This is a genomic window from Streptomyces sp. NPDC086023, from assembly GCF_044540325.1.
In the GTDB taxonomy this organism is placed as follows: Bacteria; Actinomycetota; Actinomycetes; order Streptomycetales; family Streptomycetaceae; genus Streptomyces.
Map to the genome: position 1 here is coordinate 388,650 of NZ_JBITRX010000004.1, position 19,713 is coordinate 408,362.

21 protein-coding genes and 1 tRNA gene are annotated in these 19,713 nt (G+C 71.7%); 4 read left to right on the forward strand and 18 right to left on the reverse strand.

The genetic code is table 11. From position 1 onward, the window contains the following. Window positions 1-16: 16 nt before the first annotated feature. The 4 genes from ACIF6F_RS11205 to ACIF6F_RS11220 all read right to left on the reverse strand — a co-directional run bounded on the left by ACIF6F_RS11205 (window position 17) and on the right by ACIF6F_RS11220 (window position 4,299). Window positions 17-1,813, reverse strand: coding sequence for a caspase domain-containing protein (locus ACIF6F_RS11205; protein ID WP_399944401.1), 1,797 nt, complete (start codon window positions 1,811-1,813; stop codon window positions 17-19). Next, entirely contained in the window at window positions 1,810-2,166 is a 357-nt protein-coding gene (locus ACIF6F_RS11210) for a hypothetical protein (protein ID WP_399944404.1), read from the reverse strand. The genes ACIF6F_RS11205 and ACIF6F_RS11210 overlap by 4 nt, the downstream gene beginning before the upstream one ends. Before the next feature lie 94 nt (window positions 2,167-2,260). After that, window positions 2,261-3,853 carry an MDR family MFS transporter gene (locus ACIF6F_RS11215; protein ID WP_399944407.1) on the reverse strand — a complete coding sequence of 531 codons (1,593 nt, stop codon included), beginning with the start codon at window positions 3,851-3,853 and terminating at the stop codon, window positions 2,261-2,263. 26 nt (window positions 3,854-3,879) lie between these two features. After that, a complete protein-coding gene (locus tag ACIF6F_RS11220) occupies window positions 3,880-4,299 on the reverse strand; it encodes a MarR family winged helix-turn-helix transcriptional regulator (RefSeq protein ID WP_399944409.1) in 420 nt (139 codons plus the stop codon). A gap of 154 nt (window positions 4,300-4,453) precedes the next feature. Here ACIF6F_RS11220 and ACIF6F_RS11225 point away from each other — a divergent pair, with 154 nt between their 5' ends. Further along, window positions 4,454-4,657: a hypothetical protein gene (locus ACIF6F_RS11225; protein WP_399944411.1), complete on the forward strand. Its 204-nt coding sequence runs from the start codon at window positions 4,454-4,456 to the stop codon at window positions 4,655-4,657. Window positions 4,658-4,690: 33 nt separating this feature from the next. On the opposite strand, the gene ACIF6F_RS11230 is transcribed toward ACIF6F_RS11225, so the two are convergent. From ACIF6F_RS11230 to ACIF6F_RS11270, 9 genes are all read right to left on the reverse strand, one after another. Next, window positions 4,691-5,554, reverse strand: a complete 864-nt coding sequence (locus tag ACIF6F_RS11230) for a hypothetical protein (RefSeq protein ID WP_399944413.1) — start codon at window positions 5,552-5,554, stop codon at window positions 4,691-4,693. A 60-nt stretch (window positions 5,555-5,614) separates the two neighbouring features. After that, complete coding sequence (locus ACIF6F_RS11235; RefSeq protein WP_399944415.1) at window positions 5,615-6,454, reverse strand: RNA polymerase sigma factor SigF; 840 nt, start codon at window positions 6,452-6,454, stop codon at window positions 5,615-5,617. Between the two features lie 220 nt (window positions 6,455-6,674). After that, a complete protein-coding gene (locus ACIF6F_RS11240; protein WP_399944418.1) occupies window positions 6,675-7,508 on the reverse strand; it encodes an RNA polymerase sigma factor SigF in 834 nt (277 codons plus the stop codon). A 194-nt stretch (window positions 7,509-7,702) separates the two neighbouring features. Then, window positions 7,703-7,864, reverse strand: coding sequence for a hypothetical protein (locus tag ACIF6F_RS11245; protein ID WP_399944421.1), 162 nt, complete (start codon window positions 7,862-7,864; stop codon window positions 7,703-7,705). A 419-nt stretch (window positions 7,865-8,283) separates the two neighbouring features. Then, window positions 8,284-8,562: a hypothetical protein gene (locus ACIF6F_RS11250; RefSeq protein WP_399944424.1), complete on the reverse strand. Its 279-nt coding sequence runs from the start codon at window positions 8,560-8,562 to the stop codon at window positions 8,284-8,286. A gap of 80 nt (window positions 8,563-8,642) precedes the next feature. Next, window positions 8,643-8,727, reverse strand: a tRNA-Ser gene (locus ACIF6F_RS11255). Window positions 8,728-8,829: 102 nt separating this feature from the next. Then, window positions 8,830-9,258 (reverse strand): tRNA adenosine(34) deaminase TadA, encoded by a 429-nt coding sequence (gene tadA / locus ACIF6F_RS11260; protein ID WP_399944599.1) that lies wholly within the window; start codon window positions 9,256-9,258, stop codon window positions 8,830-8,832. A gap of 53 nt (window positions 9,259-9,311) precedes the next feature. Further along, on the reverse strand, window positions 9,312-9,860 hold the full coding sequence (locus ACIF6F_RS11265) for a hypothetical protein (protein WP_399944602.1): 549 nt from the start codon (window positions 9,858-9,860) through the stop codon (window positions 9,312-9,314). Window positions 9,861-10,255: 395 nt separating this feature from the next. Continuing rightward, window positions 10,256-10,456 (reverse strand): hypothetical protein, encoded by a 201-nt coding sequence (locus tag ACIF6F_RS11270; protein WP_399944427.1) that lies wholly within the window; start codon window positions 10,454-10,456, stop codon window positions 10,256-10,258. A gap of 140 nt (window positions 10,457-10,596) precedes the next feature. Here ACIF6F_RS11270 and upp point away from each other — a divergent pair, with 140 nt between their 5' ends. Beyond that, window positions 10,597-11,232: a uracil phosphoribosyltransferase gene (gene upp, locus ACIF6F_RS11275; protein WP_365042905.1), complete on the forward strand. Its 636-nt coding sequence runs from the start codon at window positions 10,597-10,599 to the stop codon at window positions 11,230-11,232. A 48-nt stretch (window positions 11,233-11,280) separates the two neighbouring features. On the opposite strand, the gene ACIF6F_RS11280 is transcribed toward upp, so the two are convergent. Next, window positions 11,281-11,919, reverse strand: a complete 639-nt coding sequence (locus tag ACIF6F_RS11280; protein ID WP_399944430.1) for a LytR C-terminal domain-containing protein — start codon at window positions 11,917-11,919, stop codon at window positions 11,281-11,283. A 134-nt stretch (window positions 11,920-12,053) separates the two neighbouring features. After that, window positions 12,054-12,350, reverse strand: coding sequence for a type II toxin-antitoxin system VapB family antitoxin (locus ACIF6F_RS11285; RefSeq protein WP_003955420.1), 297 nt, complete (start codon window positions 12,348-12,350; stop codon window positions 12,054-12,056). Between the two features lie 88 nt (window positions 12,351-12,438). Between ACIF6F_RS11285 and ACIF6F_RS11290 the strand changes: the two genes are divergently transcribed. Further along, window positions 12,439-14,037 carry a helicase HerA-like domain-containing protein gene (locus ACIF6F_RS11290; RefSeq protein ID WP_399944432.1) on the forward strand — a complete coding sequence of 533 codons (1,599 nt, stop codon included), beginning with the start codon at window positions 12,439-12,441 and terminating at the stop codon, window positions 14,035-14,037. 160 nt (window positions 14,038-14,197) lie between these two features. Here ACIF6F_RS11290 and opcA read toward each other — a convergent pair whose 3' ends face one another. Together opcA and ACIF6F_RS11300 are read right to left on the reverse strand one after the other, a co-directional pair. Continuing rightward, a complete protein-coding gene (opcA, locus tag ACIF6F_RS11295; RefSeq protein WP_399944436.1) occupies window positions 14,198-15,118 on the reverse strand; it encodes a glucose-6-phosphate dehydrogenase assembly protein OpcA in 921 nt (306 codons plus the stop codon). Window positions 15,119-15,138: 20 nt separating this feature from the next. Beyond that, window positions 15,139-15,738, reverse strand: coding sequence for an HhH-GPD-type base excision DNA repair protein (locus ACIF6F_RS11300; protein WP_399944438.1), 600 nt, complete (start codon window positions 15,736-15,738; stop codon window positions 15,139-15,141). Window positions 15,739-15,850: 112 nt separating this feature from the next. On the opposite strand from ACIF6F_RS11300, the gene ACIF6F_RS11305 reads away from it, so the two are divergent. Further along, complete coding sequence (locus ACIF6F_RS11305; protein ID WP_399944605.1) at window positions 15,851-16,651, forward strand: VOC family protein; 801 nt, start codon at window positions 15,851-15,853, stop codon at window positions 16,649-16,651. Between the two features lie 92 nt (window positions 16,652-16,743). On the opposite strand, the gene ACIF6F_RS11310 is transcribed toward ACIF6F_RS11305, so the two are convergent. Beyond that, entirely contained in the window at window positions 16,744-19,575 is a 2,832-nt protein-coding gene (locus ACIF6F_RS11310) for an NACHT domain-containing protein (RefSeq protein WP_399944441.1), read from the reverse strand. Window positions 19,576-19,713 lie beyond the last annotated feature (138 nt).

A 19,713-nucleotide genomic window follows, 5' to 3' on the forward strand; every position in this document is an offset into this window, starting at 1 on the left:
CGCGTGCACCCCCTGGCTAGGCCCGCCGCATCCGCTGGAGCACCCGCGCGCTCTCCCGCTCCACGGCGACCTTCCCGTACTTGTTCACCAGCGCCAGGTAGAAGAGCCCCGGAGCGGTCGGGGACCACAGCCCCGTCCGCTCCTCGTCGAAGATGAACCGCGTCACCGGATCGATCTCGAAGTCGACCAGCTCGTGCCGGTCGTGCTCCCACTTGTCCGAGACCCCGCGCGAGCGGCGGGCGATGAACTCGTCCGAGGTCACCCGCCGCAGCCGCGCCATGAACAGCGCACCCCACTGGTGCGTGCCCTTGTCGATGGTCAGCGCCAGCATGTTCAGCCGGTACTCGTCGGGGCTGAGGGCCAGCTCCTCGCTGAGCCCGCGCCGCGCCACGTTGAAGATGTTCGGCGCCTGCCGGGCCGAGTTGTCCACCACCCTCGACAGCGCCTCGTTCGCCGAGGAGTTCCAGGTGCCCGGGTGCGAGCCGACCATGTTGCTGCGCCGGGAGACGATCAGCTTCTCGTCCCGGGTGATCACCGCGACGTTCGTGCCGAAGGACGAGCCCATGAAGGCGGGCACGTCCAGCGGGTCGTACGGGTCGACGTACTTGGCCCGGACCGTCAGGCCGTCCGGGAGCACCTCGTCGAGCTGCTGCGTGGCCTGGAAGTTGTAGTAGTCGGAGTTCAGCAGCTGGATGTAGATCTCCGGCGCCTCGGACTCCGCGATCCGCCCGATCGTCACGCGGTCGACCGCGTAGTTGAGACCGTTCCAGAAGTACTGCTCGCCCGCCAGCCGCTTCGCGTCCTGCTCGGCCTCGATCCGGGCCCGCACCGCGTACAGGTCCTCCGGCAGCTCGACGTCCTCGTCGATGGTGCGTACGTGGACCGAGTCCTCCGGGATCACGCTCTCGCCGTCGCCCTCGACGACCAGCAGGTCGGTCTGGAGCGGGCCCCAGGTGAAGGGCTCCCAGGACGCGCTGCTGCCGAACGGTGCGAAAGCCCGCTCCCGCCCCCGCACGAGCGCCGGCACCGGCGTGCCCGGCAGGCCCGCGTCGCGACCGTCGGCCGGCCCGGCGAGGGCGCGGTTGCGGACCAGAGCCAGCTGCCCGCCGAGAGCACGGTTGTGCTGGTCCGGCTGCGGATAGCCCTTGGCGACCAGGCTCCGGCTGACCCGCCGGAAGATGGTGTCCATGTCGAGCACCTCGGCGCCGCCCTCGATGCCGCTGTGCAGCGTGTGCACCAGCTCGCCGGTGAAGGCGGTGTACGTGGCCTCGCGCGGGGCCACCGCCAGCCGGGTCGGCGTCGTGGCGGCCCACACGACCGTGCCGTGGACGTCGGTGTTCTCGTCGCCCATCACCACGCCCATCTGCTCGTCGGCCGCCTGGCCGCTGTAGCAGCAGTCGAGGATGACGATCCGGCGGGTGGCGGGGGAGTCGCCCTGGAGCATGGCGCTGCGCACCCACTCGTAGTGCACCGAGTCGTAGCGGGCCGCGAACCGCGGCTTGCGGGTGTTCTTCAGGGCCAGGTACAGCCCGCCCTCGTCGGAGAGGCCGTGTCCGGCGAAGTAGAAGATCAGCGCGTCGGTGGCCCGCTCGGCCGCCGTCTCCAGCACCGTCATCACGTCGTCGGCCCGCTCGGGGTTCCGGATGACGTGGCAGTTCTCCTGCGGCAGCCCCCAGTAGGCGGGGTCGGTCAGGATCCGGCGGAGCGCGTCGAGGTTCCGGTCCACGGACTCGATGTCCGGGTGGAACTCGTACTGCGAGCCGCCGACCAGCACGGCCTGGGAGCGCTCCGGGCGCGGGAGGAGCGAGCTCACCGGGCCTCCTCGGGGCGCGCGCCCTCCTCCAGCACCGCCTGGACCTCCTCCGGCGAGGCGTCCGGGGCCAGCACGCTGTCCCCGCCCTCCTGCCGGATCGTGCGCGTGCGCTGCCGTGAGCGCGAGGCGAGCCAGGTGGCGACCGAGACCGCCAGTCCGGCGACCGCGACCGCGTCGTTGATGATCACGTGCACGGCCTCCAGCGTGCCGCCCATGGCCTCCGGGTCGGGCTCCCCCTCCACGAGCCGGATCGTGGTCCTGCCCCGCAGCGCGGGATCCTGCTTGAGCCACTTCAGCAGGGACTGCAGTTCCGCCTCGTCCTCAGGGCCCGTGCCGACGATCGTGAATTCCACCTGGACACCCCCGTCCGGTGTCGCTTCCCCCCATGACCAGGACAGGATTCAGTCCTGCCGAGTCCATGGTCAATACCCGTCCCCTGGAGGGGTGTTATTCGGCCGCAGCCGCCTGGTCCGGCGCGTCGGCCTTCGACTTGAGGGCCACCTCCCGGATGAAGACGCAGAGCAGCAGCCCGACCAGCGCCGTCGGTGCCGCGTACAGGAACACGTCCGCCACGCCGTGCCCGTACGCCCTCTCGACGATCTCCCGGAACGGCGCGGGCAGCCTGTCCAGGTCGGGGATCCCGCCGCCGGCGGTGCCGCCGTGGCCGAGGGCCGCGCCCCTGGGACCCAGCTCCGCCAGGCCTTCCTTGACGTAGTGCGTGACCCGGCTCGCCATCACGGCGCCCAGCGCGGAGACGCCGATCGCGCCGCCGAGGGAGCGGAAGAAGGTGACCACGGAGCTGGCGGCGCCCAGGTCCTCGGGCGCCACCTGGTTCTGGGTGGCCAGCACCAGGTTCTGCATCATCATGCCCAGGCCGAGGCCGGTCAGGGCCATGAAGACCGCGATCAGCCAGTACTCCGTGTCGTACCGGATCGTGCCGAGCAGCCCCAGGCCGGCGGTGAGCAGCACACCGCCGGAGACCAGCCACGCCTTCCAGCGGCCGGTCCTGGTGATGACCTGGCCGGAGACCGTGGAGGAGACGAAGAGTCCGCCGATCATCGGGATGGTGAGGACGCCGGACATGGTCGGCGACTCGTTCCGGGCCAGCTGGAAGAACTGGCTGAAGAACACCGTTCCCGAGAACATCGCGACGCCCACGAACAGCGAGGCGGCCGACGCCAGGGCGATCGTCTTGTTGCGGAAGAGCCGCAGCGGGATGATCGGCTCGCTCGCGCGGGCCTCGACGCGCACGAACACCAGGCCCAGCAGCACGGCGCCGCCGGTCATGGCGTACGTCTGCCAGGACAGCCAGTCGTACGAGTCCCCGGCCTGCGTGACCCAGACCAGCAGCAGCGAGACGGCGGCCGAGACGAAGAAGGCGCCGGCCCAGTCGACCTTCACGTCCCGCCGCACGACCGGCAGCCGGAGGGTCTTCTGGAGCACGACCAGGGCGATCACGGCGAAGGGCACGCCGACGTAGAAGCACCAGCGCCAGCCCAGCCACTCGGTGTCGGTGATGACCCCGCCGAGCAGGGGGCCGCCGACGGTGGCGACGGCGAACACGGCGCCGAGGTAGCCGCTGTAGCGGCCGCGCTCGCGTGGCGAGATCATCGCGGCCATCACGATCTGCGCGAGTGCGGAGAGGCCGCCGACGCCGATGCCCTGGACCACGCGGCAGGCGATCAGGGTGCCGGTGTTCTGCGACAGGCCGGCGACGACCGAGCCCAGCACGTAGATCACCAGGGATATCTGGACCAGCAGCTTCTTGCTGAAGAGGTCGGCGAGCTTGCCCCAGAGGGGGGTCGCGGCCGTCATGGAGAGCAGCGCGGCCGTGACCACCCACGTGTAGGAGGACTGGGTGCCGCCGAGTTCGCCGATGATCTGCGGGAGGGCGTTGGAGACGATCGTGGAGGACAGGATCGCCACGAACATGCCGAGCATCAGCCCGGACAGCGCCTTCATGATCTGCGGATGGGTCATCGCGGGTGCGGTGGCGTCGGACTGGCCTCCCCGCACGTCCGGGGACGTGGTTGTCGCCATGCTCTTGGCTTTCCTTCTCTCGTGTCTCAGAAGCTCGACCGCAGCCGGGCCAGCAGGGTGTTGAGTACGTCGACCTGGTCGTCGGACCAGTCCGCCAGCGCGGTCTCCAGCGCGGCCGAGGCCCGCGCGGACAGCACGCCCAGCAGTTCGCGGCCGGCCGGGGTGAGCCGCAGGATGCGGCAGCGCCCGTCCGCGGGATCGGGCAGCCGGTCGAGCCAGCCGTGCTCGGCGGTGTGGGCCACATGGCGGCTGGTGACCGACATGTCGACACCCAGCAGCTCGGACATTCGGCTCAGCCGCATGTCGCCGTGCCGGTCGAGCACGGTGAGGACGGCGGCGGAACCGGGCGGGCAGTCGAAGGGGAGGGTGCGGGCGAGCCCGCGTTTGACCGCGCCGATCGCGGACAGCTGGCGGGCCAGTTCCTCGTACCGGGGCCGGGTGGCCATAGGGCGGCTCCCCCATCTTGTTGCTTAGAGCAACCATATGATCTGTTGGTTGCTACAGGCAAACGAATTCGGTGAGGAAGCGGTAAAGGGATCGGAAAGGTTGGCCCGGGACGGGCTTGGGCGGGGCGGTTCCGGTTCGCTAGGGTCCTTGCCCATGTCACACAACGCTCAGGGCCCCGACGCCCACTACGACCCGGCGGGCAACACCCAGATGTTCCGCGCGTTCGTCGACGAGGGCGAGCCGCACCGTCCGGCCGCCGCCGTGCAGGGCTCCTCCGGCCCCCGCGTGGGCCTGATCATCGGTGTCGTCGCCGTCATCGCGGTGCTGGCAGGGGTGGCCTGGCTCGCACTGGCCTGAGGCCGCGGGGGCGCCCGGCGCCCCCACCGGCCCTCACGTCCAGGTGGCGGTCACGTCCCTGGTCTCGACGTGCATGCCGAGCGGCACCCGCCAGGCCTCCACGCAGACCAGGTACGTCTTCTCCTTCGAGGACCCGGCCGCGACGGGAGCCGCCACCGGCTGCTGCGTCTCGATCGTGGCCCAGTCCACGCCGAGCGCGCCGATGATGTGCGTGTAGAAGGTCACGGTCCCCGAACGCACCGCCGTGCCGCCGCTGTTGCGGAAGGTGACGGTGACGTTCTCGCACCACCGGTCCTCCGCCGCGGAGCGCTCCGGCGCGCCGAGGGTGAGCCTGGCCGGGCTGACCGGGTCGGTGCTCCCGCCGGTGCTCCCGCCGCCGGTGCCGCCTCCGCCGGCGCTGCCCCCGCCCGTGGTGCCGCCCGTGCCGCCGGAGCCGCCCGATCCGCCGGATCCTCCGCCGGTGCCGGAGCCGCCCGAGCCCCCGGAGCCGCCTGACCCTCCTGAGCCGCCCGTGCTCCCGCCGGTGCCGCCCGAGCCGCCCGCGTCCCCCGCGCCCGCGCTCGTACCGCCGCTCCCGCCGCCCGCGTCACCGCCGGCCGAGCCGGCCCCGCCAGGCTGTCCTGCACCCCCGGCCGCCGTCCCGCCCGTGGTCCCCGTCGGGCTCGGTGCGGCGGGCGCGGTGGCGGACGCCGTCGGTCCCGGGGCGCCGGGCAGCGGCTGGAACTCCACCTTCCCCTTGGGCGCCACCGGTACGGACGACCCCGCGGCGTCGGACAGGGCGACGTACCCCGTACGCCCCTCGGAGCCGCAGCCGGCCAGCGCCGCGCACAGCACGGCCGCCGAGGCGAGCAGAGCGCCCCGGCGGCCGGTCATCCAGGCCTTCGGCATCGCTGACATCGCGCCAGTGTTGCTGACGGCCCGTCAATTGTGAAGCGTGCGGACGCGGTCAGGGTCGGGTCAGTCCCCGATCAGTCCCTGCCGCAGCTGCGCGAGCGTCCGGGTCAGCAGCCGGGAGACGTGCATCTGCGAGATCCCGACCTCCTCGCCGATCTGCGACTGGGTCATGTTCGCGAAGAAGCGCAGCATGATGATCTGCCGCTCCCTGGGCGGGAGTTTGGCCAGCAGCGGCTTCAGCGACTCGCGGTACTCGACGCCCTCCAGCGCCGTGTCCTCGTACCCCAGGCGGTCGGCCAGGGAGCCCTCGCCGCCGTCGTCCTCGGGCGAGGGCGAGTCCAGCGAGGACGCGGTGTACGCGTTCCCCACCGCGAGGCCGTCGACGACCTCCTCCTCCGACACCCCGAGGACGGCGGCCAGTTCGGTCACCGTCGGCGAGCGGTCGAGCTTCTGGGCCAGCTCGTCGCTCGCCTTGGTGAGGGCCAGCCGCAGCTCCTGGAGCCGCCGCGGGACGCGGACCGACCAGGAGGTGTCGCGGAAGAAGCGCTTGATCTCGCCCACGACGGTCGGCATCGCGAACGTCGGGAACTCCACGCCGCGTTCGCAGTCGAAGCGGTCGATGGCCTTGATCAGGCCGATCGTGCCGACCTGGACGATGTCCTCCATCGGCTCGTTCCGGCTGCGGAAGCGGGCCGCGGCGTACCGGACCAGCGGCAGGTTCAGTTCGATCAGGGTGTCGCGTACGTAGGCCCTTTCGGGGCTGTCCGCGTCGAGAACGGAGAGCCTCAGGAACAGGGAGCGGGAGAGGGTGCGGGTGTCGATGGCTTCCGAGCGGTCGAGCACTGCAGGAGCCTCGCTCTTGACGAGCGTAAGCACCTTGGAGCTGCCCTGTTCTGCGGACATGCCACCCCCTTGAGGTCGCGGACGGTCGCGTACGGCGCGCCCGTCGGAGGAACGCAGCCTCCACCTGAATACCGGAGGCGGGGCTGCGGCAAACGCGGTTCCAGCAGAATGTCACATGTCGGCAACACGCTGTAGCGCCAAGTCGACATATCTGTGCAGCAACAAAGGGGTATGTGCCGGAACTGTCGGAAAGACGTCCCGCGATCTCCACCCGTTCTGATTACGCTTCGATCCGGTTTGCGGATCTGAGCCGGGCGAAGCTCCGGGCGAGCAGCCGGGACACGTGCATCTGCGAGACGCCGAGCTCCGCGCTGATCTGGGACTGCGTCAGGTTGTTGTAGTAGCGCAGGAGCAGGATGCGCTGCTCGCGCTCCGGGAGCTGGACGAGCAGGTGCCGTACGAGGTCCCGGTGTTCCACGCCGGCCAGCTCCGGGTCCTCGTACCCCAGCCGGTCCAGCAGCCCGGGCAGCCCGTCGCCCTCCTGGGCGGCCTCCAGGGAGGTGGCGTGGTACGAGCGTCCCGCCTCGATGCAGGACAGCACCTCCTCCTCGGTGATCCGCAGCCGCTCGGCGATCTCCGGGGTCGTGGGGGTGCGCCCGTGGGCCGTGGTGAGGTCCTCGGTGGCCGCGTTGACCTGGACCCACAGCTCGTGGAGCCGGCGCGGCACGTGCACGGTGCGGACGTTGTCCCGGAAGTACCGCTTGATCTCGCCGACGACGGTCGGCATCGCGAAGGTGGGGAACTGCACGCCCCGGTCCGGGTCGAACCGGTCGATGGCGTTGATCAGGCCGATCGTGCCGACCTGGACCACGTCCTCCATCGGCTCGTTCCGGCTGCGGAAGCGGGCCGCCGCGTACCGGACCAGCGGGAGGTTCGCCTCGATGAGGGCCCCGCGCACCCGGTGGTGCTCGGAGGTGCCCGGTTCCAGGCATTTCAGCTGCCCGAAGAGCACCTGGGTGAGGGCCCTGGTGTCGGCGCCCCGGCTCTGGGTCCGCTCCCGGGTGGGGGGCTCGTCCTGCTGGGGCGGCACCTGAGGCGCTGTACTGGCCGGCACGGTCACGCCACCCCTTCATGTCCACTCATCGATCAAAAGCGGTCATAGCATCACAAGAGATGTGCACTGTGTGCAAGCACCGTATATAGCCGTGTTGAGGGCAAGTTGGACATATCGGGAAGGGGGTACGCGGAAAGGCCCCCCACCCGTCGGATGGGGGGCCCGAAGTCCGGAAACCGCTTCAGCGTACGGGTTCAGCGCACCAGTTCGGTCATGAACTCGCCGATGCCCTGGGCGGCGTCCGAGATGCCTTGGAAGCCTATTAGGACGAAATCGGCAGATTTGGCCGGCTGGGTGATGATCGTGTACAGCACGAAAACGACGAGGGCCCCCAAGATGATCTTCTTGGTGTCCATGATCGATTCGGCCTCCCCTGCCGCGCCCTGCAAAGTGGCGTGAGTCTATCGGGTCTGGTAACGGACCTCACCAGACCTTTAAGGACCAATGACCTGGCGGTCCAGGCCCTTTGCCGCCGCTTCTCGGGGTGTGGCAGGAGCAGGATTGTTGACGAGCCCCCCGGTTCTGGCAGGAAACCGGAGGGTGGAGGGACTGGGCCTCACTGCGGGGTCCGAGCCGCAAGCTTCCCCCCTGACTGCGGCCCGGACTGGCAGGTCCGTCCTCATCGGGGGGAGCGGCTTGTCCCCCCGATGCCGCTCCCCCCGCCCCCGCGCCAGAAGGCCCCGGCCCCCAGGTCGGGGCCTTCTGCACGTCTCGGGGAGGGACTGGAGGGGTGGGAGCGGCGGGGCGGGGAGGGCGGCCCGGGAGGGAGCGGCCGCTACTCGAAGGCGCCCAGCAGGTTGAGCACCGGCGCCACGGGCTCGACCACCGGCATCAGCTGGTCGGGGGCGCTCATCAGCTGGTTCAGCTCGTTGAGCTTGTTCAGCTGGCCGCCGATGTCCTGGACGGACGGCGAGGCCTCGGCCGGCATGTCGGGTGCCGAGGTGGGGAGGAGTTCCTCCACCGGCAGGGGCGAGGCCGAGGCGGCGGGGGCGGCGAGGCCCGCTGCGGCGCCCGCGAGGGCGATGGCGGCCAGGATGCGCTGGGTCTTCGTCATGCCGTGACAACGCGCCGACGGGGTCCCCGGAAACGGAAGAGAGCCCCGATTCGTCCGAACCGGGGCTCTCGTTCACAGAGCGGTGGTGGAGGGATTTGAACCCCCGATGGGTTGCCCCATACTCGCTTTCGAGGCGAGCTCCTTCGGCCACTCGGACACACCACCGAGAGAGATCCTAGCCCACGATGGGGAGTGCTCCGCAACTTTGCCCCCCGTGGCCCTCCTCACGGCCCGCCGTGGCCCCTCTTCCGGCAGGTGGAGCCCGGGTCAGCGGTCCCTGAAGAAGGCCGTGAGCAGGCTGGAGCACTCCTCGCCGAGCACTCCGGTGATCACTTCGGGGCGGTGGTTGAGCCGGCGGTCGCGGACCAGGTCCCAGAGCGAGCCGGCCGCCCCGGCCTTCTCGTCGGCCGCACCGAAGACCACCCGCGCCACCCGCGACTGGACGAGCGCGCCCGCGCACATGACGCAGGGCTCCAGGGTCACGACGAGCGTGCACCCGTTCAGCCGCCACTCCCCGAGCCCTGCGGCGGCCCGCCGCAGGGCGAGCACCTCGGCGTGGGCGGTCGGATCGCCGGTCGCCTCGCGTTCGTTGTGCCCCGTCGCGAGTACGGATCCGTCGGCCGCGAGCACGACGGCGCCGACCGGTACGTCACCGGTCAGCGCCGCCTTCGCGGCCTCGTCCAGGGCCTGGCGCATCGGTGCGCGCCAGGGGTCCCGTACGGGATCGGGCCGGTCCTGCTCAGCGGGCACTATCGGACGGTCTCCAGCACCTCGGAGGCACCGAGCGCGTCCGCGATCTCCGCGAGCGCGTCGGAACCGAAGGAGAACAGCTCGCGGGCGGAGACCCCGAGGTCGGCCAGGATCCCCGGGTCGCCGAGCGGCCCGGCCGGCACCGCCGGGGTGTCCGCCGGCCCCTCGGCCGCCTCGTCCTCGGCGAACCCGGCGGCCGGCTCCGGTTCGCCGTCCTCCGTGCCGTCGAGGTCGACGAGTTCGTCGAGGTCGTCGTCGGACGCCGGCTCACGGCCCAGCAGTTCGTCGGTCAGCAGGATCTCCCCGTACGAGCTGCGGGACGCGGCGGCCGCGTTCGACAGGAAGATGCGGGGGTCGTCCTCGCCGTCGACGCGGACGACGCCGAACCAGGAGTCCTCCTGCTCGATGAAGACGAGGACGGTGTCCTCGTCGGCCGAGGCTTCACGGGCCAGTTCAGTCAGATCGGACAGCGTCTCGACGTCGTCGAGATCCGTGTCGCTCGCTTCCCACCCGTCTTCGGTGCGCGCGAGCAGTGCGGCGAAGTACACCGTGACTCTCCCACTGGTCATAGGCGTGCCGGTTGGGGGTCCCCCCGGCCGGAGGTGGGAGAGGTGGAACGGCCTTCGCGCCGTTCTGTGCCCCGCCCAATCGGCATCGTGGCAGAAACGGCGGCTTTGCGAGAGGTCTTCCGCGCTTGCGTCGCGTGGCGCCGTCCGGGGCTCCGGCCGGATCAGGGCAGGTCGGGCGCGGCCCAGGGCCACGGGAAGGGGTCCGAACGGCGTGCGAAAACCTTTCGGCGGACGGCTCGGGGACGGTTCGTCACGCCGTGCCGCACGGCGTGGCGGGGCGGGCCGCACCCGCGCGGCGGTGCCGGCGCGCGGAGTTCAGGTGTCCGGGATCATCGGCGCGGCGGTGCCGGGCGTGCGCCCGCGGCGCCCCTGCCTCACCAGCGGAAGGTGCGCATCCGCATCTGCTGGCGCATCCGGGCGGCGCGGGCCCGGCGCGGCTGGACCCGGTCCCGCAGCTCCCGGGCCTCGTGGAGCTCGCGGAGGAACTGGGCGCGCCGCTGTCTGCGCTGCGCGGCCGTCTCCTCCGGATCCGCCTCCGCGGTTCCCCGGTCTTCCCTCAGTTGCTCGTCGGGCATCGGCACCACCCCGGGCTGGTCCGTCGTCCTCCTCCGCGACGCGAGGGAGACCCCCGGCTCCCACCTTCCCCCGGACAGCCCCGTTGATGCCAGTGCCGGAGAGCACTCGGCGGGCTTCCCGCCCGGTTACTGTTGGGTCCATGCGGATCCATGTCGTCGACCACCCGCTGGTGGCGCACAAACTCACCACCCTGCGCGACAAGCGCACGGACTCCCCGACCTTCCGGCGGCTCGCCGACGAGCTGGTCACCCTGCTCGCGTACGAGGCCACCCGTGACGTGCGCACCGAGCAGGCCGACATCGAGACCCCGGTCGCGCCGACTACGGGCGTGAAGCTGTCGACCCCGCGCCCCCTGATCGTCCCGATCCTGCGGGCCGGCCTGGGCATGCTCGACGGCATGGTCCGGCTGCTGCCGACCGCCGAGGTGGGCTTCATGGGCATGGTCCGCAACGAGGAGACCCTGGAGGCCTCCACGTACGCGACCCGGATGCCCGAGGACCTCTCCGGCCGCCAGGTGTACGTCGTCGACCCGATGCTGGCGACGGGCGGCACGCTGGTCGCGGCCATCCAGGAGCTGATCAAGCGCGGCGCCGACGACGTCACGGCCGTGGTGCTGCTTGCCGCTCCCGAGGGCATCGAGGTCATGGAGCGCGACCTGGCCGGCCAGCCGGTGACCGTCGTGACGGCCTCGGTCGACGAGCGGCTCAACGAGCACGGCTACATCGTGCCGGGCCTGGGCGACGCGGGCGACCGCATGTACGGCGCGGCCGAGTAGCCGTACCGTCCTGCCGTCCCGGTGCCCGTCAGGCGTGCCGGGACGGGTTCAGCACTTCCGGGAGGGCGCGGGAGCGGGGTGGGCCAGTGCGGCCAGGACCCGGTCCGCGTCCTCCTTCTTGCTGAGCTCCTTGAAAGCGGTGCCCAGGATCAGGTCGACGTCCGTGCCCTCGCGGGTGTCGGTCTGCTGGGTGACCCCGGCGAGCTGGGCGCCGAGCACGGAGTACATGGCCTTGTCGGTCCTGGGCGAGCCCAGCAGTATCCCGGTGCCGGCGACCTTCTTGTCGAAGGTGGCGGGGGCGTTGCCGACCTTGCCCACCCGGAAGCCGCGCTTGCGCAGCTCGTCGCCGACGGCCTTGGCGAGGCCGCTGCGCGGGGTGGCGTTGTAGACGTTGACCGTGATCCGGCCGGGCTTGGGCAGCACGACGGCCGGGACGGCGGAGGCGGCCGGTTTCCCCGGCTTGCCCGTGAGGCAGTCCTCGGCGTGCCCGGCGGTGGTCTTCTTCTCGTCGCCCCTGAACACCCCGATGAGCTGCAGCGTCCCGTATCCGAGCAGGCCGAGGGCCAGTATCGAGCCGAGGAGTGCGAGCACGATCCGGCGGCGGCGCCGGGGGCGGCGCATGCGGGGGTATGCGGTACCCGTGACGCGGTACTTTCCGCCCATGCCAGGGGGAGTGAGCATGCTCATGGGCGCAGCGTAGTGCGACCCGGTGACGATGCCTACTAAATGATCTATGAATAGCCCAGGGCCGACCCGAAAGGATCAATCGGCCTGCTCGGAGGGGCGGACCGAGTGGTTCCGGGGGCGGCTCCCGCGGCCTCTCAGCCCAGTTCGAGCACGCGCGCGTGCAGCACCTGGCGCTGCTGCAGGGCGGCGCGGACGGCGCGGTGCAGCCCGTCCTCCAGGTAGAGGTCGCCCTGCCACTTCACGACGTGCGCGAAGAGGTCGCCGTAGAACGTCGAGTCCTCCGCGAGGAGGGTCTCGAGGTCCAGCTGGCCCTTGGTGGTCACGAGCTGGTCGAGCCGTACCGGGCGCGGCGCGACGTCCGCCCACTGCCGGGTGCTTTCCCGTCCGTGGTCGGGGTAAGGCCGCCCGTTTCCGATGCGCTTGAAGATCACACGGAAAGCCTACCGGGCAAGAGCCTGCGGGCGCAGCCTCGGGACGTTGGTGCAAAGGTGGCGAATAGCGCCAATTCGGGAGTGATAGATGACGGGAAGCACCCCCTCGGCCGAGCCGGTGGCCACTCCGGGGCCGGCCGGAGAGATCGCCGCCGGGTACGCGTTCACCGGACCCGCCCTCGACCTGGGCGCCCTGCTCTGGGACGGCGCCTGCCTGCCGGAGCACCGGATCCGCATCCCGCTGGCCGTGCTGAACCGGCACGGACTGGTCGCGGGAGCCACCGGCACCGGCAAGACCAAGACCCTCCAGCTGATCGCCGAGCAGCTGTCCGGCCACGGGGTGCCCGTCTTCCTCGCCGACATCAAGGGCGACGTCTCCGGCGTCTCCGCCCCCGGCGTCCCGAACGACAAGGTCGCCGAGCGCGCCCGCGAGGTGGCCCAGGAGTGGGCGCCCGCCGGCTGCCCGAGCGAGTTCTACTCGCTCGGGGGAATCGGGCCGGGCATCCCGGTCCGCGCGACGGTCACCAGCTTCGGCCCCGTGCTGCTCTCCAAGGTCCTGCAGCTCAACCGGACCCAGGAACAGTCGCTCGGCCTGATCTTCCACTACGCCGACGCCAAGGGCCTGGAACTGGTCGACCTGAAGGACCTGCGGGCCGTGGTCGCCTTCCTCGTCTCCGACCGGGGCAAGGCCGAGCTCAAGGGCATCGGCGGGCTCTCGACCGTCACCGCCGGGGTGATCCTGCGGGCGCTGACCGCCTTCGAGCAGCAGGGGGCGACGCAGTTCTTCGGCGAGCCGGAGTTCGACACCGGCGAGTTCCTGCGCACCGGCCCGGACGGCCGGGGCGTGGTCTCCGTCCTGGAGCTGCCCGCCGTCCAGGACAAGCCGCAGCTCTTCTCGACCTTCCTGATGTGGCTGCTGGCCGACCTCTTCAACGACCTCCCGGAGGTCGGCGACCTGGACAAGCCCAAGCTGGTCTTCTTCTTCGACGAGGCGCACCTGCTCTTCAACGGCGCCTCCAAGGCCTTCCTGGAGTCGATCACGCAGACCGTGCGGCTGATCCGCTCCAAGGGCATCGGCGTCTTCTTCGTCACCCAGACCCCGAAGGACGTCCCGGGTGACGTGCTCGCCCAGCTCGGCAACCGGGTGCAGCACGCGCTGCGGGCCTTCACCCCGGACGACGCCAAGGCGCTGAAGGCCACGGTGCGGACCTTTCCGCACTCGCCGTACGACCTGGAGGAGCTGCTCACCCGGCTGGGCACCGGCGAGGCCGTGGTCACCGTGCTGAGCGAGAAGGGTGCCCCGACGCCGGTCGCCGCCACGCGGCTGCGTGCCCCGCAGTCGCTCATGGGGCCGGTCGAGGCGGCCGCGCTGGACCGGGCGGTCAAGGCCTCGCCGCTCTGGTCGCGCTATGCGGAGGCGGTCGACCGGGAGTCGGCGTACGAGAAGGTCAGCGCCGAGCAGGCCGCCGCCGAGGCCGCGGCGGAGGAGGCGGCCCGGGCGGCCGAGGCGGAGAAGCAGGCCAAGGCCGCGGCGCGGGCCGCTCCCAGGGCGCCGAAGGAGGACCGGTCGCTGGCCGAGCAGGTGGTCGGCAGCGGTCTCTTCCGCTCGCTGGCCCGCTCGGTCGGCACCCAGCTGGGCCGGGAGATCTCCCGCTCGATCTTCGGCACGGCGCGCCGCAGGCGCTGAGCGCGGGGGCCGACCGCAGGCGCTGGCCCTGGGCGCTGGCCACCGGCGCCGACCGCGGGTGCCGGCCCGGGCCCGGGTCGGCACCCGCGGGGTCGTGGCAGAGGCCCCGTCCGGTGACCGGGCGGGGGCCTCTCGTGTCCCTCGGGGCTCTGCGGCCGGGTTACGCCGGCACCCGTCCCTTCCGTAGCGCCGAGCCGTAGGTCTCGTCCGCCGTCAGCCGGCGCAGCTCCTCCGAGATCAGCTCGGCCGTCGTACGGATCTTCAGCGCGACCTTGCGGTCGGGCTGGCCCGGCACGCCCAGCGTGGCGAGCGCCCCGCCGGGCCGGTCGACGGATATCTCGCCGGCCGCCGTGGTCATCCGTACGCAGGTGATCACCGGCCCGTCCGTGGCCACCCGCTCCACCCGCACCCCCAGCCGGTCCTCCAGCCAGCGCGCCAGCAGCTCCGCGCTCGGATTGTCCGCCTCGCTCTCCACGGCGGCACCGGTCACCTGGTCGTGCCGCTGGTCGAGCGCGGCCGCCAGCAGCGAGCGCCAGGGCGTGAGCCGGGTCCAGGCGAGGTCGGTGTCCCCCGGCGCGTACGAGGCGGCGCGGTGCTCCAGCACCGACAGCGGGTCGAGGGCCGCGTACGCGTCGGTGATCCGGCGCTGCGCCAGGGCGCCCAGCTCGTCCCGCGCCACGTCGGCGGGCGCGTCCGCGGGCCACCAGGCCACCACCGGCGCGTCCGGCAGCAGCAGCGGCAGCACCACGGAGCCGGTGTGCGAGGTCAGCTCCCCGTGCAGCCGCAGCATCACGATCTCGCCGCTGCCCGCGTCCGAGCCGACCCGCAGCTCGGCGTCCAGCCGGGTCTGGCGCAGCTTGTGGTGGCCGCGGGCGGTGCGCTTGATGACGGCGAGGATGCGACAGGGGTGTTCGCGGGATGCCTCGGAGGCCGCCTTGACCGCGTCGTACGCGTTCTCCTCGTCGGTGACCACGAGGAGGGTGAGGACCATGCCCAGGGTGGGGCTGCCGATGGCCTGGCGGGCCTGCAGCAGGGCGGCGTTGACCTTGCTTGACGTCGTATCGGTGAGTTCGGTCTTCATGATCTGGGAGTCTCGCAGCCCTAGGAGGCAGGCTTGGTGGTCTTGGCGGCTTTGGCGGCGGCCTTGGCCTGCTGTTTGTACGCGCGCACCTTCGCCAGCGACTCGGGGCCGGTGATGTCGGCCGCGGAGCGGTAGCAGTCCTTCTCGCCGTAGGCGCCGGCCGCCTCCTGCCAGCCGCGCGGCCGTACGCCGTACTGCTTGCCCAGCAGCGCGAGGAAGATCCGCGCCTTCTGGTCGCCGAACCCGGGCAGCTCCTTCAGCCGAGCCAGCAGGTCGGCCCCGCTGCCGGCGCCCTCCCAGACCGCCGCCGCGTCACCGTCGTAGTGCTCGACGAGGAACTGGCAGAGCTGCTGGATCCGCTTGGCCATCGAGCCCGGGTAGCGGTGCACGGCCGGTTTCTCCGACAGCAGCGCCGCGAAGGCGTCGGGGTCGTACGCGGCGATGGCGTGGGCGTCGAGATCGTCCGCGCCCATCCGGGTGGCGATCGTGTACGGCCCGGAGAAGGCCCACTCCATGGGCACCTGCTGGTCCAGCAGCATCCCGGTCAGCGCGGCCAGCGGGCTGCGGCCGAGCAGGGCGTCCGCGTCGGGCTGCTGGGCCAGGTGGATCTGGATGTCCATAGCTCCATGTTCGACTGATTTCGGTTTCCACGCGCGGGAGGGGCTCCGGATGGATAGCGTGTGAACCCGGACACACCCACCCATGGTGATCAAGCGAGACGGAGTCATGATCATGACGGCTTTCCCCGAAGGCACGCCGTGCTGGGCCGACGCCATGTTCAAGGACGTCGAGGGCGCCAAGGCGTTCTACGGCTCGGTGCTGGGCTGGACCTTCACCGAGGCCGCTACGGAGTACGGGGGCTACACGCAGGCCTACTCGGACGGCAAGGCGGTCGCGGCCGTCGTCCCGCCGATGCCGGGCCAGGAGGAGGAGGCGCACTCGGCCTGGTGTCTCTACTTCGCCTCGCCGGACGTCGCGGCGACGGCGGAGAAGGTCAAGGCCGCGGGCGGCGAGATGCTGATGGAGCCGATGCAGGTCGGCCCCTTCGGCTCGATGATGCTGGCGAAGGAGCCGGGCGGCGCGGTCTTCGGCGTCTGGCAGGGCGGTGAGCACACGGGCTTCGAGAAGCAGAACGAGCCCGGTGCGTTCGCGTGGGCCGAGGTCTTCTCGCGCGAGCCGGGCAAGTCGGACGCCTTCCTGACGTCGGTCTTCTCGTACCGCAAGCAGAAGATGGCCGACGAGACCATGGACTACGCGGTCTTCGACCTCGGTGAGCAGCCGGTACTGGGGCGGATGCAGATGGGCGACGACTTCCCGCCGCACATGCCCTCGTACATCTGCGTGTACTTCGCGGTCGAAGACTGCGACGCGGCGGTCAAGAAGGCCACGGACCTCGGCGCGAAGCTGCAGTTCGGCCCGATGAGCAGCCCGTTCGGGCGCTTCGCGGCCCTGACGGACCCGCAGGGGGCGAACTTCTCGGTCATCGACCTGAACACGACCGAGGGCGAGATGCCGAAGTTCTCGGACGCGTAGGGGCTGCGCCGCCGCGGTGTGCGGTGGGCCGCGCCCGGGTCGTACGGACGACCCGGGCGCGGCCCTCGTGCAGACGCGGCCGGCCCGGCCGGTCAGAGCAGAGGCTCCGTGCGGATCACGCCCTTGGCGAAGCCGAGGTCGCCCGGGACGCCGGGGACCCCTCGCAGGGTGAGCCGGCGCAGCGTCGGAATGGCGGCGAGCGCGGACACGTCCGGCACCTGCCCCGTCCTCGTGGGGCGCAGCCGCAGGGACCGGGCGCCGGGGAACAGCGCCGCGAGGGCGGCCGGCGGGCCGTCGTACCCCTCCACGTTCACGTGGGTGACCCAGGGCATGGCCGTGATGAAGGAGACGGCGGGGTTCGCCAGGTCGAGCGAATCCAGGGTGAGGTGCTTGAGGCGCGGCAGGCGGAGGGCATCGGCCTGCTCCAGGAAGACGTCGCCGGGGATGCCCAGGTGCCGGAGCGCGGGCCAGCGGTTGAGGAAGTCGAGCCGTCCCGGGTTGTCCATGCTCAGCTCGCGCAGCCCCGGGTGCGGAGGGACGTCGGACAGCAGGGTGAGCGCGTCCCTTATCTCCAGGGTGCGCAGGCTTTCCAGGTGCTCCAGCACGCTCAGGTCCAGCAATCCGGTCGTCGCTCCCACCGCCAGGGCGACGAGGCCCGTGCCGAGCAACCCGCCGAGGTCCTCGAAGTACGGGCAGCGGAGCACGTCGAGGACGCGCAGACGGGGGAAGGCCTGGCCGAGCCAGTCCAGGTCGGTGATGAGGTCGTTGTTCTCCAGGACGAGGGCGGTGACCGCCTCCGGCCGGGGAAGCCCCGCCATCAGCCGGGGCGGGTGGCTGCCGGTGAAGCCGACCGCCGACATCCGTACGGGCCCCAGCGCGCCCACCTGGCCCTCGTCCCCGATCTCGACCTGCCGCAGCCTGCCCAGCGGCGCCAGCACCTCGGCCACGTAGTCCTGCGGGTCGAACCGGGTCCACTCCTCTGCCAGCACCCGTCGCACCTGGGCGTTGGCGGTGCCGACGAACGACTTGAGGTACGCGAGGGCGCCGTCCCCGCCGATGCGCTGTGCGGTCTGGATCGAGCGGACGGCCGTCAGGGTGGAGAGGCGGCCGGGCTCCGGCAGCAGGTCGAGTGCCAGCGGCCCGATCTCGGCGAGTGCGTCCACCTCCTGGTGGGTGCGGGGCGGCATGAGGGACTGGGCGCGCGACTCCACCCGCTCCCGAGTGGCGGGCGGCAGCTCGGTGGCGTGCTGGAGGCAGGCGAGGGCCAGGGCGCGCAGGCGGCGCTCCAGCCTCGGCTCGCTGTCGGCCCGTTTGGTGATCGCCTCCAGCACCTGAGCCCGCTCGTCCGGCCGGGCGTGCGCGACGGCCATCCGGACGACGTCCTCCCACTTCTCGTCGTGGGCGTTGCGGACGATCAGCCCCAGGTCCAGGGACTCCACCGCCGCTTTGGCGCCCAGGAAATCCTGGAAGGTCCGGTGGACGAAGTCGACGGTGTCCAGGGTCGGGGCGCGCAGCAGCCCGCTCCGGGCGATCAGGTGGTTCAGCACCGCCGTGGCGTCGCCCTGGGCGGCCACCGCGTGCATCGCTTCGAGGGCTTCCTCGATCTTGGCGAGTGCGGTCTCCCTGCGCAGCTCGACCTGGTCGTTCCTGATGAGCCAGTAGGCCAGCTTCTGCAGGAGCTGGACGCTCTCCTTCTCGCTCAGCTCGATGCCCTCGGGGGCGATCACCTCGCGCTCCTGGTCCCGCCGGGTGATCAGCATCGAGAGGGCCGCCTGGTAGAGCTCCACCCGGTCGGAGGGCAGCCGTCCGCGCCGGTCCCGGTGCAGCGCGCAGACCAGCGCGCACAGCAGGGGGGTGGTGGTGAGGAGGGCGAGGTCGCGCTTGACCCGCACCTTGTCCTTGAGGTCGGACTCCAGCGTGTCGAGGTGGGCCGCCACTTCCGGGTCCGTCGTCCCCGCCCGGGCCGCGGCGTGCCAGCGGGACACGAAGATCCCGACGTCCCGGCGGCCCATCGGGCGCACGGTCAGCTCCCGGAAGCCCGCCTCGAAGAGCCAGCCCTCGGCCACGGCGCTGGGCCGCGTGGTGACGACGTACCGCGAGTGCCCGTAAGCCGACACCAGCTCCCGCAGCCAGTCCCCGGCCCGGTCCCGCAGCCCCTTCGGCACCTCGTCCAGGCCGTCGACGAGGACCAGGCCGCGCCCCTCCGACAGCACCCGGTGAGCCCAGCCGGCGGGCTGGTAGGCGGCGAGGGAGCAGTTCACGGCGGCCAGGAACCCCGCCGGGTCCGCGGGCAGGCCGCCCGTCCGCGCGAGGGTGCGCAGCGGCAGCAGGAAGGCGATGCTGCCGCTCAGCTCGATGAGCGCGTCGGGGAGTTCGCCCTCGGCCGTCGCACAGGCCAGCCACTGGAGCAGGGTCGTCTTCCCGCTTCCGGCCAGCCCCCTGACCAGGGTCCTGGGACGGCCGGCGAGCGCCCGCTCGGCCCGGTCCACGCCCTGCGACGGCCCGTCGTGCCCGGCCAGCTCCAGGCTGAGGTACGCAGTGTCCAGCGGCCAGCTCGCGGCGGCCGGGCCGCGCAGGTCCAGGCCGACGATGGTCAGCCGGCCGTGGCGCTGGAGGAGGTAGTCGCGGTACCGGGCCTCGAAGGCCGCGTCGATCTCGTCCTGTCCCTCGGGCTCGGTGGGGCCGTACCGCTGCGCCACCGCCTCCCTCCGAAGCTCCAGCAGCTCCTCGACGTGGAGGCCCAGCACCGGCGCCAGCTGGGCAAGGGTGTCCTCGGTGGGCACGCGCCGGGAGTTGAACGCCTGGCTCACGGTCGTCCTGCTGAGCCCGGAGCGACGGGACAGGGCCGTCATGCCGAGCCGCCGCTTCAACCGGGCCAGGTTCAGCGCCTGCTGCATGCCTTCCAGCGGATCCTCGTCGGTCATCCGATCACCCGTCGTCCCCAAGGCCCGTGGTGTTCAAGGACGTTCATTCTCGTTCGCCCGAACGCCGCTGAACAGCCGAACCCGCAAGGTCGGAGGTGAGCCGGGACGACGGCTCGCACCCGGACCGCAGGTTGCGCG

Coding starts and splice junctions, on each gene's coding strand:
- tadA (WP_399944599.1), bottom strand. CDS start 9,258: ATGCGCCAGGCCCTGGACGAGGCCGCGAAGGCGGCGCTGACCGGTGAC.
- ACIF6F_RS11305 (WP_399944605.1), top strand. CDS start 15,851: ATGACGGCTTTCCCCGAAGGCACGCCGTGCTGGGCCGACGCCATGTTC.
- opcA (WP_399944436.1), bottom strand. CDS start 15,118: ATGAAGACCGAACTCACCGATACGACGTCAAGCAAGGTCAACGCCGCC.
- ACIF6F_RS11220 (WP_399944409.1), bottom strand. CDS start 4,299: ATGGCCACCCGGCCCCGGTACGAGGAACTGGCCCGCCAGCTGTCCGCG.
- ACIF6F_RS11280 (WP_399944430.1), bottom strand. CDS start 11,919: ATGAGCATGCTCACTCCCCCTGGCATGGGCGGAAAGTACCGCGTCACG.
- ACIF6F_RS11235 (WP_399944415.1), bottom strand. CDS start 6,454: ATGTCCGCAGAACAGGGCAGCTCCAAGGTGCTTACGCTCGTCAAGAGC.
- ACIF6F_RS11270 (WP_399944427.1), bottom strand. CDS start 10,456: ATGCCCGACGAGCAACTGAGGGAAGACCGGGGAACCGCGGAGGCGGAT.
- ACIF6F_RS11290 (WP_399944432.1), top strand. CDS start 12,439: ATGACGGGAAGCACCCCCTCGGCCGAGCCGGTGGCCACTCCGGGGCCG.
- ACIF6F_RS11310 (WP_399944441.1), bottom strand. CDS start 19,575: ATGACCGACGAGGATCCGCTGGAAGGCATGCAGCAGGCGCTGAACCTG.
- ACIF6F_RS11250 (WP_399944424.1), bottom strand. CDS start 8,562: ATGACGAAGACCCAGCGCATCCTGGCCGCCATCGCCCTCGCGGGCGCC.
- ACIF6F_RS11245 (WP_399944421.1), bottom strand. CDS start 7,864: ATGGACACCAAGAAGATCATCTTGGGGGCCCTCGTCGTTTTCGTGCTG.
- ACIF6F_RS11300 (WP_399944438.1), bottom strand. CDS start 15,738: ATGGACATCCAGATCCACCTGGCCCAGCAGCCCGACGCGGACGCCCTG.
- ACIF6F_RS11215 (WP_399944407.1), bottom strand. CDS start 3,853: ATGGCGACAACCACGTCCCCGGACGTGCGGGGAGGCCAGTCCGACGCC.
- upp (WP_365042905.1), top strand. CDS start 10,597: ATGCGGATCCATGTCGTCGACCACCCGCTGGTGGCGCACAAACTCACC.
- ACIF6F_RS11225 (WP_399944411.1), top strand. CDS start 4,454: ATGTCACACAACGCTCAGGGCCCCGACGCCCACTACGACCCGGCGGGC.
- ACIF6F_RS11230 (WP_399944413.1), bottom strand. CDS start 5,554: ATGTCAGCGATGCCGAAGGCCTGGATGACCGGCCGCCGGGGCGCTCTG.